Here is a 15,586-nt window from a genome sequence, read left to right on the forward strand (position 1 = left end):
ACAAACCAAAAATCCTCAATTATCGTTTTTCAATAACGCGGACGCTTTGACCTGCACCAATGTCAATCAACTGCGTCGATGGCGGCGGCTGATGAACATCGTGTGTGCCGAAGCTTTCCGGGTAAAATTGACAACCATCAGGTGGCAGTGGCGCGCTTCTCTCATCAATCAGCTTTATGCCCGTCAATTCCGCTATCGGATCAGGAATGGCAGATATTAATCGTCGCGTATAAGGATGGGTCGGGTTTGAGAATACCTGATCCCACTGCCCGCTTTCGACGATCTGCCCGAAATACATAACCGCCACACGGTCACTCATGTGTTCAACGACACTCAGATCATGGCTGATCATGATATAGGATAGGCCCAAACGCTCTTTGAGTTCCAGCAACAGGTTGATAATCTGCGCACGGATCGACACATCAAGAGCGGAAACCGGCTCGTCCAGCACAATGACTCTCGGATTGAGCAGCAATGCACGCGCTATTCCTATACGCTGCCGCTGACCACCGGAAAACTCATGCGGGAAACGTCGAGCCTGTTCAGGTTTCAGGCCGACAAGACGCAAAATTTCTTCAACGCGCCCGTCAACTTCGTAACGCGATTTAATGCCATGAAGCCGTAAGGGTGCAGCAAGCGATGTGTAAATTGTCTGGCGTGGATTGAGCGATGCAAACGGATCTTGAAACACCATCTGCGCCATTTTTGCACGTTCAATCCGCGACGGTTCGTGTGCAGATGTAATCGGCTTGCCTTCGAAAAAAATCTCCCCACTGGTCAGCTTTTGCAGCCCAACAATTGAAAGTGCGAGTGTGGATTTACCACAGCCAGACTCCCCAACAATCGACAGACACTCACCCTTGTTTAGGGTCAGACTCAGATTATTGACTGCATATAGGAATTGCTTTGAACGGCTAAATATTCCGCCGCTAATCGGGAATCTGACACAGAGATCGTCGACGCGAACAAGAGGCTCAACTGGATTAGTGGAATTCGCTTCACTCATGATGGAAGCACCTTACGGAGCCCAAATCGGATAATGGGGTCCAGCCCGGTTTCTCAGTGCGACAAATATCGGTTGTATGCGTGCAGCGTGGTTCGAACCTGCACCCCTCTGGAAAGGCCGAAATTGATGGAACGACACCCTCAATTTCCTGCAGCTTTCGCTGTCCGTCTTTTTGACGGGATCCAAGCTGCGGAAGAGACGCCAGCAAACCACGCGTATAGGGATGTGCAGGATGCTGGAAAAGATCTGCGGTTAGACGTTCCTCGACAAGATGCCCCGCATACATAACACCGACCCGACGACACATCTTGGCAATAACGCCGAGGTCATGACTGATCATCAGCACCGATGTGCCCCGCTCTGCGCAAAGTTCCTGCATAAGGCGCAAGATTTCCGCCTGCACAGTGACATCAAGTGCTGTTGTTGGTTCGTCAGCAATCAAAAGATCGGGGTCGCAAGCCAGCGCAATCGCAATCATAACGCGCTGCCGCATACCACCCGACATTTGGTGAGGATAATTTTTTACACGCTGATCCGGCGCCGGAACCTGAACACTTGCCAGCGCCTGCACAGCCCTGCGTTCTGCCTCATGCCATGTCGCGCCCTGATGCAACACAAACATTTCAGCAATTTGTCGCCCCACTGGCGACAAAGGATTGAGGGCTGTCATAGGCTCTTGAAAAATCATCGCAATGCGATTGCCGCGTAGTTTCCGCATGTCACGCGCTGATATTTTCCGAAGGTCCTGCCCTTTGAAGCGTATTGCGCCACCTGCAACAGACAGGGGCTTACGCAGCAGTCCGATCATGGAAAGTGCGGTAATGCTCTTTCCGCATCCGGACTCTCCAACCAAACCGAAAGTTTCGCCAGCACCAATGGTGAAAGACACGTCTTCAACCACATTATGTGGGGTCGAACCCGAATTGAGATCAATGCGAAGGTTTTCTACCTCAAGAAGCGCGGTTTCAATCATGCCTTGCGCGTCCTCATATGCGGATCGAGCCAGTCACGCAGACCGTCACCGAACAGATTGAGACCAAGCACCGCAAAGAAAATAGCGAGACCGGGGAAAATTGCCGCCCATGGCGCATTTACAATCAGTTCACGCGCATCTGTCAGCATATTGCCCCAGCTGGGCTCCGGCGGGCTGATGCCAAGACCGAGATAAGAAAGTGCTGCTTCCGCGAGAATAGCTTCTCCCATGCCAAGCGTACCAATAACAAGGATTGGGCCAATCATATTCGGCACAATCTGCGTGATCATGATGCGACTATCGCCGTAACCAAGCATCTTGGCGGCCTGAATATAGCCTTGCTTTTTAAGAGATAGGGTAGAACTGCGCGCGATGCGACACGTCCAAGACCAGTTTGTCAGACCAAGCGCCAGCAGCAGACTTGGAAGACCGGGGCCAAGCACCGCCATAATTGCAAGAGCAAAAATCAGCGAGGGAATTGCAAGCATCAAATTGGTGAGGCCAGTGACGAAATCGTCCCACCAACCACCAAAATAACCTGCCGAAATACCAAGGCAAAGTCCGATCACAGTATTGATGCACTGCGATACAACGCCAACTGTCAAAGAGACCCGCGCGCCGTAAAGAAGGCGTGAAAAAACATCACGCCCTTGCGCATCTGTACCAAACCAGAACTGGCTGTCGGGCGGCAATTCCGCATTCATTAGATCTGCATCCATAACGGGATGATAAGGCGCAATCCACGGCGCGAAAACAGCACCCGTCACCATCACAGCGCATATGAAGCCACCAAATACGAGATTGAAACGAAGCTTCATGGGCCTACTCGTGGCTGATGCGCGGATCAATAACCGCATAAAGAATGTCGACTATCGTATTGATGATGAGGAACCACAATACGATCACAAGAATTGCTCCCTGAACCACCGGAATATCACGCAATGCAACACTGTCGATCAGCAGCGAACCGAGACCCGGCCATGAAAATAGTTTCTCCACCACAACGGCCTGCCCCATCATGGAGCCAAACTGTAAGCCAATGGTTGTGATAATAAGCACAAGCGCATTGCGCATGACATGCCATTGCACAAGGCGGAAACTATTCATGCCTTTTGAACGCGCGGTCCGGATAAAATCAGCACCCATGACTTCAAGTACCGCCGCGCGGGTTGTTCTCGCAAGAAGAGCAAGCGGTGCCACACCTAAAGTCAGCGCTGGCAAAATCACGTGCCTTAGACCGCCATCGCCGTAGCCGAAACTCGGCAACCAGCCAAGCGTCAGCGCGAAGAGATACATGAGCAAAAGCCCGAGCCAGAACTGTGGCAGTGAAAGGCCCGAAACGGCACCAATCATTGTCACACTGTCGAGAATACTGCCCGGTTTCAGTGCAGCCAGAAAGCCCAGCGGGACGCCAATCAAGATTGCAAATCCCATCGCTACGAATGCCAGTTTCAGTGTCGGTCCCATCCGCTCCTGAAGAAGCGAAACCACCGGCTGCCGTGATCGGTAAGAGGTGCCAAGATCGAATTGGGCAAGTTGCATCATGTAATTGCCGAAACGAACATGAACCGGCTTATCGAGCCCAAATTCCTGCGTGATCTTTTCGACCATTTTGGGATCATTCATGCCTTTGCCACTCGCGACGAGCCCCGTTGCTATGCTGCCCGGGACCACGCTGAAAATAACAAAGATCAGCAGTGACACTGCAATGACTGTCGGTATCATCTGCAAGACGCGACGGACAATAAAATGGAGCACACAGTCCTCTTTTCGGATCAGCGAAGATCAGCCCGCCACAATAAGCGAGCCGATCAAAATCAGCTCAATTTAGCGCCCCGACGGGACAGTGTCGTCAACCCAGAGCTTTTCATAAGACTGAACTGCGAGTTCTGCCGAGTTTGGCTGAAGACCATGCAACCATGGCTGATGCGCCATCACTGCCTTGTTATAGTTGAAGAACCAGACCGGCGCTTCTTCCTGCAACAGATTGTTGGCTTTCTTCAAAAGCTCGTTCTTCTCGTCTTCGGTTTTGGCCAGTTTCGCTTCATCAACCAGCTTATCAAAATCTGCATTGGCAAACTTCTGATAGTTACATGACGATTGCGGCGTCGTTGAATAGAAGCACTGCATAGCAGTCAACGCATCAGGACCGTTTTCCAAAGACCACATATAGGCTTGGAAATTACCCGACGGAACAACATCAGCAAGCACCGAAGCCTCAACCGGCTTGGGCGTGACTTTGATCCCAACCTTAGCCAGCATAGGGATGATCGCCTGAACAATCGTTAGACCCCAGCTCTCATTTTGTGTGGCGGTGAGTTCAAACTCAAAACCGTCAGGATAGCCAGCCTCTGCAAGCAGAGCCTTGGCTTTTTCAGGATCGTAGGGATAAGGCTTCGCATCCTTATCAAATGCAGGCGATGAATTCGGCAACCAGCCAACAGCGCGATAGGCCTTATCCTTCACCAAGCGCTTGATGATCAGATCGCTATCAATTGCATAATTGATCGCCTGACGAACGCGCTTGTCCTGAAACGGCTTGAAGTCGGGGTTGAAGCCCACTGCACGCGTATAGACCTCAGCAACTTCCACCATGTTTTTGGAGAGTTCAGGATCGGCCAGATATGCAGAATATTGCGCAGGCCCAAGCACTGCGACATCTATTTCCTTGTTGCGGAAAGCGACATCACGCGCCGACGCATCCCCCATGATCATGATGTTGATCTTGTCTGCGTACGGCTTGCCCTTTTCGTAATATTTGTCCCACTTCTCGACCGTTAGACGGGAGCCAGGGATATATTCGGCAAACTTATACGGCCCGAGACCAACTGGCTTGCGCTGAAATTCATCACTATCGCCCTCACCGGCGGGATAGATCGACGTGTTGTTGCGCATAAACTGATAGCCCGGATCAATTGGCTGCTTAAGCGTGATTTCCAGCGTATGATCGTCGATCTTTTTGAGACCTGAAATTTTCTCGGCTTTGCCTTGAGTATATTCGTCCGCACCCTTGATCTCAGAAATATAACGCGCCGGTGGAAACGCCTTCTTCGGGTCCATTATCCGCGTGTAGCTCCAGATAATATCATCCGCAGTCAGCGGCTTGCCATTATGAAAATAGGCATCTTCCCGCAGCTTATATGTGTAGACGAGCTTGTCATCTGAAACTGAAACATCGGTCGCAAGACCAAGTACGGGCTTATTTTGATCGGCATCCCAGTCATAAAGCGTGCGATGAATAGCCTTCGCGTAAAACTCGTCCTGCGTGGTGGGCGATGCCTGAACATCGAGCGTCGAGAAGCTGTCCCCGTAAGGTGCGACAAAATTAATAACGCCGCCCGTGCGTGGTTCGTCAGCGGCATAGGCTGAAGTTCCGGCCATCAACACAGCAGACAAAGCCGCAAGCAATGCAAATTTTCTCATGATTTTCCCCATCCTAGTGTTTTTATAATTTCTTATCAGCGTTTGAATACCACTTCGCCGTCGCGAATAGTAAGCATGCACAGCGTATCGTTGAGAATTTCTTCTGGCTTTGCAGCCAGCATGTTGCGCGAAAAGACAGCTATATCGGCAACCTGTCCCGGAATAAGCCTCCCCTTCACGTGTTCGAGCTTCTGTGAGAATGCCCCGAACTCTGTATAAACCTGAAGTGCTTCTTCAATGCTCACACACTCACGCGCATCCATGACCGTGCCTTTGCCCGTCTCTCGCGTCAACATGGAGTAGATATTTGGGTATGGGTTTGGATGACAAACAGGAGCATCACTTCCTGTTGCAGGCTTAAAACCAAGATCTTTCCAAGTCTTGAGCGGATAGCTTGAAAGCGCCCTCTCCTCACCCAAAACCGAAATATAAGCATCACCGAAATCGTAAATAAACACCTGCTGCGGGCATGGATAAATCCCTGCCTTTCGCATCCGCTGATGCTGTTCAGGCGTTGAGAAACCGCAATGTTCAATCCGGTGACGACGATCCGCATCAGGATGAGCGGCAAGCGCCTTTTCATATGCAGTAATCAACTGACCAATTGCAGCATCACCAATGGCATGACAAGCAAGCTGATAGCCCTTTTTATGCGCATCGAGAACCATTGCTTCAAGTTCAGCATCCGGCAGTATCTGCACGCCGATATTATCATCATCGCCCAGATAAGGCTTACTCATCCAGGCTGTACGACCACCTGCCGAACCATCAAGGAATATCTTAACCGCGCCAACGGTCAGCATGTCATCGCCAACGCCGGAGACCAAACCGGCCTCATAGCATTTTTCGACAATAGAAGTGCCGGGATCGCCTAACAGCACAAGCCATGTGCGCACAGGTAACTTCTTATGAAGCTTGGCCAGATTGTAAGCCCTGATCTCATCAAAGCCTGCGACATGCCCAACAGCTGCATCCATCACGCTGGTGATGCCGTAAGAAAGCAACATATTGCCTGCCGCTTCAATCGCTTCAATCATTTCCTCGGTTGTTGCCACTGGAATAGCCTGACGCACAACGCCTTGCGCATTTTCGGCAACCATTCCGGTCAGTACGCCATTTTTCTGCTCAATCAGACCGCCATCAGGTACGGGTGATTTTTCATCAATACCAGCAAGCTCAAAAGCCTTCGAGTTGAAAATCGAGACATGACCGCAGGCACGCACCAGCATGACCGGATGATCAGGAGCAACAGCATCGAGTTCAGATTTATGTGGATGGCGACCAGTATCGAGCTTGGTCTGATCATAACCACGCGCTTTGATCCATGTTCCAGCGGGAACCGAAGCCGCTTGCTCACGAATTGCGCCAAGCAAGCTTTCCAAAGTCGGTGCCGCTTGCGGTGTTGCATCAATCCAGTTGAGCGTCAGACCGACCGAAATAAGGTGAAGATGTGCGTCGTTTAAACCGGGGGTGGCAAACTGCCCTTCCAGATCGATCAAACGCGTTTCATCGCCTTTAAGAGACCAGATTTCATCTTTGGTCCCTGTTGCAAGCACCTTGCCCTGCCAGATTGCCAGCGCTTCCGCTATGCCTTCCTCAAATCCACACCAGATAGTACCGTTATAAATTATGGTATCGGCAAAAAGTCCGGACTTAGTGGACATACGGCGCACCTCTCCAAATCGCTGTTTCATAGAGGATGATCAGAATTTCGCTAACCTATCAACTCTTTAAACAGCTGAGTTAATAATTTTATGCGGGCAACGATCCCAGGCCGCAGCTAGACTATAAAGAGACATAGGTTTGGGAGTTAAGCTTCCCAAAATGGCAAAAGACGCCTTGCGCTTTGACGGCGCTCATACAAAAACATCAAGAATATAATGAACATGCAACGACGCTCTCCGTTGCGCAAAATACAACGGAGAGCCTCGCTTAATTAGCGACGGAAGCCTTCGCTGGCTACCATCAGATTTTTTGTATAGTCGGCTGATATGTTGCCACCGACAAGATCGCCGGCCTCGAGCTGCTCAACCACTTCACCGTTGCGCATGACTGCCAGTCGTTCACACATATGAGTGACGACACCAAGATCGTGACTGACCATAACGAAGGTCAGTTTGCGGTCGCGGCGTACTTGTTCGAGCAGATTTAGCACTTCGGCTTGTACGGAGGCATCGAGCGCCGATGTTGGTTCATCAAGAAGCAGAATGCTTGGTTCAATGATAAGCGCACGTGCAATCGCAATACGCTGACGCTGACCGCCCGAAAGCTGGTGCGGATAGCGGAAACGGAAGCCGGAGCCTAGTCCCACTTCATCGAGTGCACGAACGATACGCTGTTCCGTATCACCAATGCCATGAACAGCAAGGGGTTCAAGCAACAGACGATCAACCGTCTGACGCGGATGCAGCGAGCCGTAAGGATCCTGAAACACCATCTGAACATTGCGATAGAAGGCTTTATCACGCGGTGTTTTGAGCGGCTTTCCGTCAATGCGGATTTCGCCGTCATCAACAGGTGCTAGCCCGGCCACTGCGCGTAACAGCGTTGATTTACCAGAACCGGATTCGCCAACCAGACCAAAAGATTCTCCGCGCGCCACTTCGATGCTGACGGATTTTAGCGCGTGGAACTGATCAAAAAACACGTCGATCTTATCGACGCTTAAAGCTGGTACAGTGCTCATAGACGCCATGCCTCCTCACGCTGCAAGGTGGGAAGCGGATGACGGTCAGTTCCGAGTTTCGGCATGCAGTTTAGCAGTCCTTGCGTATAAGCATGTTTCGCATTGGCAAGATCATTTGCTGCAATTTCCTCAACGATTTTACCGGCATACATGACGATCACGCGGTCGCAAAAGGAGGAGACAAGACGTAGATCGTGACTGATGAAAATCAGACCCATGCCGCGATCAGCAACCAGCTTGTCGAGAATGCCCAGCACCTCAAGCTGCACCGTCACATCAAGCGCAGATGTTGGTTCGTCGGCAATCAGCATTTCAGGCTCGGCTACCAGCATCATGGCAATCATGACACGCTGCCCCATGCCGCCCGAAACTTCGTGCGGATAAAGCTTCATGACACGTTCGGCATCGCGAATTTGCACGGCTTCCAGCATAGCAATTGAGCGCGAACGGATTTCCGCACGCGAAAATTTGCCATGGGCTTTCAGTGTTTCTGCAATTTGCTTGCCGATGGTCATCACTGGGTTGAGCGAATATTTCGGGTCCTGCAACACCATAGCAATACGACCGCCACGCAAACTGCGGCGTTCGCGTGCCGATGCATTGAGAAGGTCGATCCCGTCAAATTCCAGTTTCTTCGCAGTGATTTGAGCATGCTGGGGGGTAAGCCCCATAATGGCACGACCCGTTTGCGATTTGCCGGAACCAGATTCACCCACAATTCCGAGGCGCTCGCGGCCAAGCGTAAAGCTTACACCGCGAACCGCTTCAATAGCACCCGTGCGGGTCGGATAGGTGACGCGCAGGTCTTCAACTGTCAGAAGTGGCTTCATTGGTTGTTACCCCGCGGATCAAGAGCATCGCGCAGACCGTCACCGAGGAAGTTGAAGCCAAGGCTGACGACAAGAATCGCAATGCCGGGCATGGCGGCAACCCACCATTGGTCCAGAATGAAACGACGACCCGAAGCAATCATTGCACCCCATTCAGGCAATGGCGGCTGTGCGCCGAGGCCAAGGAAGCCGAGGCCCGCTGCTGTCAAAATGATGCCAGCCATATCGAGTGTCACACGCACGATGAGTGACGATGTGCAAAGCGGCATGACGTGACGCAGAACAATACGGAACGGTGAAGCACCCATCAGGCGCACGGCGGAAATGTAATCCGAATTGCGAATGGTCAGCGTTTCAGCGCGCGAGATACGTGCGTAAGGCGGCCAAGACGTGATCGCGATAGCAATAATGGCGTTTTCAATGCCCGGTCCCAAGGCTGCGACAAAGGCGAGTGCCAGAATGAGCTTTGGGAAGGCAAGGAAAATATCGGTAATGCGCATCAGCACGGCATCAACCCAGCCACCGGCGTAGCCAGCAACGGTTCCGACCAGCAGGCCAATTGGCGCTGCAATGATCGCAACGAGAAGCACGACATAGAGTGTCAGGCGCGAACCATAGATCAGACGCGAAAGAATATCGCGGCCCTGATCGTCGGTTCCAAGCCAGAACCCCGGCGTGCCCGGAGGCAGCAGGCGGGCATTGGCGAGGTCACCCGTATAAGGCGAATGCGGTGCCAGCAATGGAGCAAAAGCAGCAACAAGCAGCAGTGCTATGATGATAAGCAGACCAAACACGGCCAGCTTGTTGGCCGTGAAACGACGCCAGATCATGTAAGAACGACCCAGACGTGCCTGCATACGCGATTGCGGGCGCTCTGAGAGCAGCCATTCGCGCCACGAAAGATTGGATGTTTCTGTCATTTGGCTCATCGTGTGCGCGTCCTTGGATCGAGAAGCCGATAGAGAAGATCGGACAGCAGATTGATCGCAATAAACACTGATCCGATGATGATGGTGCCACCAAGAACGGCATTCATGTCAGCATTTTGCAGCGAATTGGTGATGTAAAGACCAAGCCCCGGCCATGAGAAGATTGTCTCGGTCAGAACAGAGCCTTCGAGCAAACCTGCGTAGGAAAGTGCAATCACGGTCACCAGCGGCACCGCGGCGTTGCGAAGAGCATGGCCCCAGATGATGCGGGTTTCTGAAATGCCCTTTGCACGCGCTGCCACGATATATTCCTGCTCAAGTTCGTTGAGCATGAAAGAACGCGTCATGCGGCTGATATAGGCCAGTGAGAAGTAACCGAGCAAAGCTGACGGCAAGATAAGGTGCGAGACGATGTTGCGCAGCGCTTCCCAGTCACGTTGGATAATAGCATCAACCAGATAAAAGCCGGTGATGGGCGTGAAGGTATATTCAAAGGTGATGTCAATGCGTCCCGGACCTGACGTCCAGCCAAGGCGCGCATAGAAAACCAGAAGTGCGAGCATACCAAGCCAGAAGATCGGCACGGAATAGCCGACGAGCCCGATCACACGCACGATCTGATCGATGATGCTGCCACGCTTAACAGCGGCCAGAACACCGAGCGGAATACCGAACAAGGCACCGATGATCGTGCCAATGGTTGCGAGTTCCATCGTTGCGGGGAATACCCGGCGAATATCGGTCATAACCGGATTTGTGGTTAGAACAGACGTGCCGAAATCGCCCTGCAGGACGCCTTTCACATAAAGGAAGAACTGCTGGTAATAGGGGAGGTTGAAGCCCATTTCCTGACGGACGCGCTCAACCACATGTGCGGGTGCGCGGTCGCCAACAATGGCCAAAACCGGATCAATCGGCACAACGCGGCCGATGAAAAAGGTAACGGCCAGAAGACCAAGATAGGTGGTGATGACGATAGCCAGAAAACTGGCAATCGCCAAAGCGATGGAAGAGGAGCGCCGCCGGGCGCCCCTCTTTTTCTTAACAGCTGTTGTTGTATTCAATTGTCTGACCGTTCTTCAGATCAGTCTTTGCTGACTGGTGCGAGGAAGTTCGAATCGAATGTCGGTCCGAGTTTGTAGCCCTTCACGTTGCCGCGAAGACCTGCCACTTCGATCTGCTGGAACAGCATAACGAACGGACTTGTTTCAAGCGCTTCCTGCTGGAGCTTCTGGTAGATCGCAGCACGCTTGTCATTGTCGCGTTCAAGCAATGCGTCCTGTGTCTGCTTTGTCAGCTCAGGAATGTCCCATGCATTGCGCCATGCCAGTGTCTTGTTAGACGCGTCATCGCCATTGTCGGGGTTGGACGTGAAAGCTTCCGCATTCGAGTTTGGATCCCAGTAATCCATGCCCCACTGACCGATATAAAGGTCGTGGTTACGCGCACGGTATTTGGTCAACGTCTGCTTACCATCGCCTGGGATGATGTCGATCTTCACGCCAGCCTTTGCAGCGGACTGCTGGAAGGATTCAGCAATGCCGGTGACTGGCTGAGTGTTACGAACGTCGAAAGTGACCGACAGACCGTCTTTCAGACCTGCCTTTGCGAGCAGTTCCTTGGCCTTTTCAACATCAAGCTTATAAGGTGCTGCATCGAGAGCGCCGAGAACACCCTTTGCCTGATAGGTCTGACGCACATCGCCGATACCCTTGATCAGGGTCGAGCCAATTGCATCATAATCAACCAGATACTTGAAAGCTTCGCGCACTTCAGGCTTCGCGAGGTTCGGGTTCTTCTGGTTCAGCGAGATGTAATAGACGGTGCCCTTTGGAGCGTCGACTGCTGCGAGTTCCTTGTTCTTTTGAACAGCTTCGAGATCGCCCGGCTCCAGATTACGCGCAACATCAACGTCACCCGATTCAAGCATCAGACGCTGAGTGGCGCTTTCCTTGACGTGACGATAGAACACGCGAGCGAGCTTGGCTTTTTCGCCATAGTAATTGTCGTTGCGTTCGAGAACGACAACTTCGTTGGCGCGCCAGTCGCGAATCTTGAATGGTCCCGAACCTGCATAGCCGGTCTTCAGCCATGCAGCCGCATAGTCGGTGTCATATTTGTAATCGTCGGTCGGTGTGACCTTGACCGAATGCTCTTCAAGAAGCTTCTTGTCTACGACTGCGCCGATAGTTGCGGTGAGGCAGTTGAGCACAAAGCTTGGTGCATAAGGCTTATCGACAGTCAGCACGAAGGTTGTTTCGTCAACTGCTTTAGCGGTTTCGTTGACGTTGTCGCCAGTCAAACCAAACTGCGTAAGAATGAAAGCCGGGCTCTTGTCGAGGCGGACGGCACGTTCAAATGAATAAGCAACATCTGCTGCGGTGAGCGGATTTCCGGAGGCAAATTTGATGCCTGGCTTGAGCTTGAACGTATAGGTCAGGCCATCTTCTGAAATGGTCCAACTTTCAGCAACGCCGGGCACGACTTTCGATGTGTCGTTGATATCGAGGCGAACCAGCATGTCATAGGCATTACCGATGAATTCAGCTGGTGAAAGTTCGAAGGACTCAGCCGGGTCGAGCGTGATGGTGTCATCAATTGCCCAAGCCTGAACCAGCGTATCAGCTGGTGTGGCCGAAAATGCCGGGTTCGCAGCCAAGATGGCGGCAAAAGCGGCACCAGCAGCGAGAAGACGGAAACGTCCGAAATGGTTCATTTTAGTTCCCTTTCTGTAATTTTGTTTGTGTTCAGGCGGCTTCGTGCCATGCCTGTTTTAATACGCGTACCCAGTTGTTGCGGCAGAGCTTGGCAAGTTCTTCCTCACTATAACCTGCATTCTGCAACGCAGTTACAAGGTTTTGTGTACCCGCGGCATCGCCGATTTCCGCTGGAATAGTTGCGCCATCGTAGTCCGAGCCAAGCGCCACGCAATCGATACCCATGCGCTCGACCATATAGTCGATGTGGCGGACGACGTCAGATAGTGTGGTCTGCGCATTTTCCATGCCGTCTGAACGCAGCATAGTTGTTGCATAGTTGAGACCGGCAAGCCCTTTGCTCTCCCTGATCGCATCCATCTGACGGTCCGTCAGGTTGCGGGCAACGGGCGTCAAAGCATGGGCGTTGGAATGGCTGGCAATCAATGGCTGATCGCTGAATTTTGCCACATCCCAGAAGCCTTTTTCGGTGATGTGCGCGAGGTCGATCAAAATGCCTTTGCGATTGCACGCCTTCACCAAGCGCTCGCCAGCTTCTGTTAGGCCCGGACCCGTATCAGGCATCATCGGGAACGCGAATGGTACGCCATGCGCAAAAATATTATTGCGGCTCCAGACCGGACCGAGCGAGCGAAGGCCTGCTGCATAGAAAACGTCCAACGCTGCAAGATCTGCATCAATCGCTTCGCAGCCTTCCATATGAAGCACGGCAGCGAAGGTGTCGCCTGCGATGGCTGCATCAAGCTCTGCACCATTGCGGCAAAGCTGCCAGCCACCGGCTTCTTCAAGACGGAGCGCGAGCGATGCGAATTCGAGAGCGATATCTAGGGATGGTGCGCGTTCCAGCGGTGGCGAAAGTGGTGTAACGTAATGTCCGTTGGCATCCGGCTTGCCCAGCTCAATATGTTCGCCAGATGGAACATAGATGGCGCAGATGCCGCCAGCGAGGCCGCCTTTGCGGGAGCGCGGCAGATCGATATGGCCGATCTTTGTGCCGTCGATGAATTCCTTGATTGGGTCGCCACCTTTACGCTGGGTTTCCCAAAGACGCAGAAGGACATCATTATGTCCGTCGAAAACGCGCTGCATATTTCATTCCTAGCTGAACGGCTGGGTGTGCCTTGCCGCTCAATTAAAAGTCTGCCTAATCAGCTGATATATAAGAAGTTGCCCGCTAAGATAGTCAAGCGCTTCATTCCCAAAAGATTATTTTGATCCCAATAAATTATTTTAAAAACAACGGATTGAACTAGAGAATGCCCAATTAGTTCTCAAATTGCATATCATGATGCAAAAAGGGCATAAGATATATGTGAGCATACATCCTCGAGAACGAGAAAAAACGACCTGCTCCAAGCAATGATCCTTTTTGAAATATAGCTCATTAACGGAAGAAGGACATTGAATTTGCGCCGTAAAGGCAAAATGCGAATGGATTGTCACGAAACGTCGTCAAGTTGACATGCAAGATACGCAAGGCAGATCAATCGCTAAGGCGATCATGTTGATAGGCGTAACGGAAATCACAAAACGCACGATAACGGCCCGCAAAATATGACTCAGGCGAAATCCGGGCAAGGTTGCGCCACCATTTATAAACTCCAACACTGGTATTGGATGCAACTTACCAGAAATTAGAAACAGCCGCAGAATATGTATGGAGTATGGATTGGGAAATCCGTTACTCTAAGCGTATAATTGTCGTATATGTTTGCGTGGCCGATCTAACATTGTAATAAGCCACGCAAACAAAAGTAATGATATTTTACTTTAACAAAATATCAGTTACATCAAAAATGCCCGCAGCAGATATTTTATCGAGTGGGGCTATTTTGAATTCATTCTTCGCGAAAACCTGCTTTAAATCAAACCTAATGAAGTTGATTGAATCGTAAGTGCGAATGTAGAAATCATTATTAGTTAAATCACCCAGCACGGTCCAGGATGTATATTCTGACTCATACTCTTGATCGCCTTCAGTAGCAAAACTTTCAATATCCAGACCACCAGATTGCGGCGGATCAATCGTTATGCCACGCGGACGATCAAAATTATTCATCATATGCCCAAGTGTGCGAATTGCTTTTTCCGAGGCCGGTTTTTCAGCATAAGTCGTGTAGTAAGCCGCCCGTACAAAACGTCCAACAGATGTATTAGATGCGGGCAAACCAGCTGTCGCTATGCCCGAGTCAGGCTGGGATACCTGCAAATCACCAAACTTACCTTTTGACTGATCGAGATTGGTCAGGAATGTGTAGTTGTTTAGGTTAGTCAGGTGCCACGTAAATTCCGGCCCATTGGTCATCACACCAACCGGGTTATCATAAACATTTTGCCTCTCGCTTGAGAACTCGATGACAATCGACTTACCCGCACGGTCATGTACGACAAAATGAAACGGCGTTTTTGCACCATGCAAGGGCACGAGTGCAGTTAGTATTGCGGTGTTATGGCCAAGCGCTTCTTTCACGTCTGCCGCGCTAGCAAACTGCGCCAAAACCCAAGCACCAAGATCGATTGCAGCAAGCATTGCCTTAGTCTTGGCAGTATTAGCTGCAGGACCAGATGCTCCGGAAAAGGCAAGCACGCTGAAAGTGAGACCTTCTTCGTTCACACCTTCTACAATTTTCAGGTCTGCGACACTCTCATTGGGAACCGCAATTGCAAAGATCCCATACTTGGACTGGAACTTTAAAGGCTTGTGGCCATCAACAACGGAAGAAAACTTATGCCCCTTTGGAATACTCGTAACGACATAAGGAAGCTCTATGGTTAGCTCCATGGTGCGCCCTGCATAAGCGCCACCACTCGCATCACGGAACAATAAAGCTGTACAAGCAAGCCACAAATCGTGGGGGATATTATAATTTGATACTTCCGTCATAAACGGCACGACTGTTGAGATCAAAGACACTTTTTACGCCCCTCATAAATTCGCTCACTGGCCTGCCCCGCAGAAACCTTCATTAAAAGAATTAAACACCAAAATTAAAACTAGCAATGAATTATAAGCAAAAAACGA

The 15,586-nt window shown here is 51.2% G+C and carries 13 protein-coding genes; all 13 read right to left on the reverse strand.

Going from position 1 to position 15,586, the window contains the following annotated elements:
* Positions 1-19 precede the first annotated feature (19 nt).
* The 13 genes from WH356_RS08625 to WH356_RS08685 all read right to left on the reverse strand — a co-directional run bounded on the left by WH356_RS08625 (position 20) and on the right by WH356_RS08685 (position 15,478).
* On the reverse strand, positions 20-1,006 hold the full coding sequence (locus tag WH356_RS08625) for an ABC transporter ATP-binding protein (protein ID WP_339509849.1): 987 nt from the start codon (positions 1,004-1,006) through the stop codon (positions 20-22).
* On the reverse strand, positions 999-1,979 hold the full coding sequence (locus tag WH356_RS08630) for an ABC transporter ATP-binding protein (RefSeq protein WP_339509852.1): 981 nt from the start codon (positions 1,977-1,979) through the stop codon (positions 999-1,001). The genes WH356_RS08625 and WH356_RS08630 overlap by 8 nt, the downstream gene beginning before the upstream one ends.
* Complete coding sequence (locus WH356_RS08635; protein ID WP_339509854.1) at positions 1,976-2,797, reverse strand: ABC transporter permease; 822 nt, start codon at positions 2,795-2,797, stop codon at positions 1,976-1,978. Before WH356_RS08635 ends, WH356_RS08630 begins: the two co-directional genes overlap by 4 nt.
* Before the next feature lie 4 nt (positions 2,798-2,801).
* Complete coding sequence (locus WH356_RS08640) at positions 2,802-3,737, reverse strand: ABC transporter permease (protein ID WP_339509856.1); 936 nt, start codon at positions 3,735-3,737, stop codon at positions 2,802-2,804.
* Between the two features lie 69 nt (positions 3,738-3,806).
* Positions 3,807-5,402 (reverse strand): ABC transporter substrate-binding protein, encoded by a 1,596-nt coding sequence (locus tag WH356_RS08645; protein WP_339509858.1) that lies wholly within the window; start codon positions 5,400-5,402, stop codon positions 3,807-3,809.
* Positions 5,403-5,437: 35 nt separating this feature from the next.
* Positions 5,438-7,066 carry an amidohydrolase gene (locus WH356_RS08650; RefSeq protein WP_339509860.1) on the reverse strand — a complete coding sequence of 543 codons (1,629 nt, stop codon included), beginning with the start codon at positions 7,064-7,066 and terminating at the stop codon, positions 5,438-5,440.
* A 272-nt stretch (positions 7,067-7,338) separates the two neighbouring features.
* Positions 7,339-8,088: an ABC transporter ATP-binding protein gene (locus WH356_RS08655; RefSeq protein ID WP_339509862.1), complete on the reverse strand. Its 750-nt coding sequence runs from the start codon at positions 8,086-8,088 to the stop codon at positions 7,339-7,341.
* The gene (locus tag WH356_RS08660; protein WP_339509865.1) at positions 8,085-8,918 is read right to left on the reverse strand and encodes an ABC transporter ATP-binding protein; all 834 of its coding nucleotides are present in this window, start codon (positions 8,916-8,918) and stop codon (positions 8,085-8,087) included. The genes WH356_RS08655 and WH356_RS08660 overlap by 4 nt, the downstream gene beginning before the upstream one ends.
* Positions 8,915-9,847, reverse strand: coding sequence for an ABC transporter permease (locus tag WH356_RS08665; RefSeq protein ID WP_339509867.1), 933 nt, complete (start codon positions 9,845-9,847; stop codon positions 8,915-8,917). Before WH356_RS08665 ends, WH356_RS08660 begins: the two co-directional genes overlap by 4 nt.
* Positions 9,844-10,854, reverse strand: coding sequence for an ABC transporter permease (locus WH356_RS08670; protein ID WP_421565690.1), 1,011 nt, complete (start codon positions 10,852-10,854; stop codon positions 9,844-9,846). The genes WH356_RS08665 and WH356_RS08670 overlap by 4 nt, the downstream gene beginning before the upstream one ends.
* Positions 10,855-10,931: 77 nt before the next feature.
* Positions 10,932-12,563 carry an ABC transporter substrate-binding protein gene (locus WH356_RS08675; RefSeq protein ID WP_339509871.1) on the reverse strand — a complete coding sequence of 544 codons (1,632 nt, stop codon included), beginning with the start codon at positions 12,561-12,563 and terminating at the stop codon, positions 10,932-10,934.
* Positions 12,564-12,594: 31 nt separating this feature from the next.
* Positions 12,595-13,653 carry a dipeptidase gene (locus tag WH356_RS08680; RefSeq protein WP_339509873.1) on the reverse strand — a complete coding sequence of 353 codons (1,059 nt, stop codon included), beginning with the start codon at positions 13,651-13,653 and terminating at the stop codon, positions 12,595-12,597.
* A gap of 676 nt (positions 13,654-14,329) precedes the next feature.
* Positions 14,330-15,478: a linear amide C-N hydrolase gene (locus WH356_RS08685; protein ID WP_339509875.1), complete on the reverse strand. Its 1,149-nt coding sequence runs from the start codon at positions 15,476-15,478 to the stop codon at positions 14,330-14,332.
* Positions 15,479-15,586: the final 108 nt, after the last annotated feature.

Source organism: Ochrobactrum sp. MYb379 (assembly GCF_037479515.1).
In the GTDB taxonomy this organism is placed as follows: domain Bacteria; phylum Pseudomonadota; class Alphaproteobacteria; order Rhizobiales; family Rhizobiaceae; genus Brucella.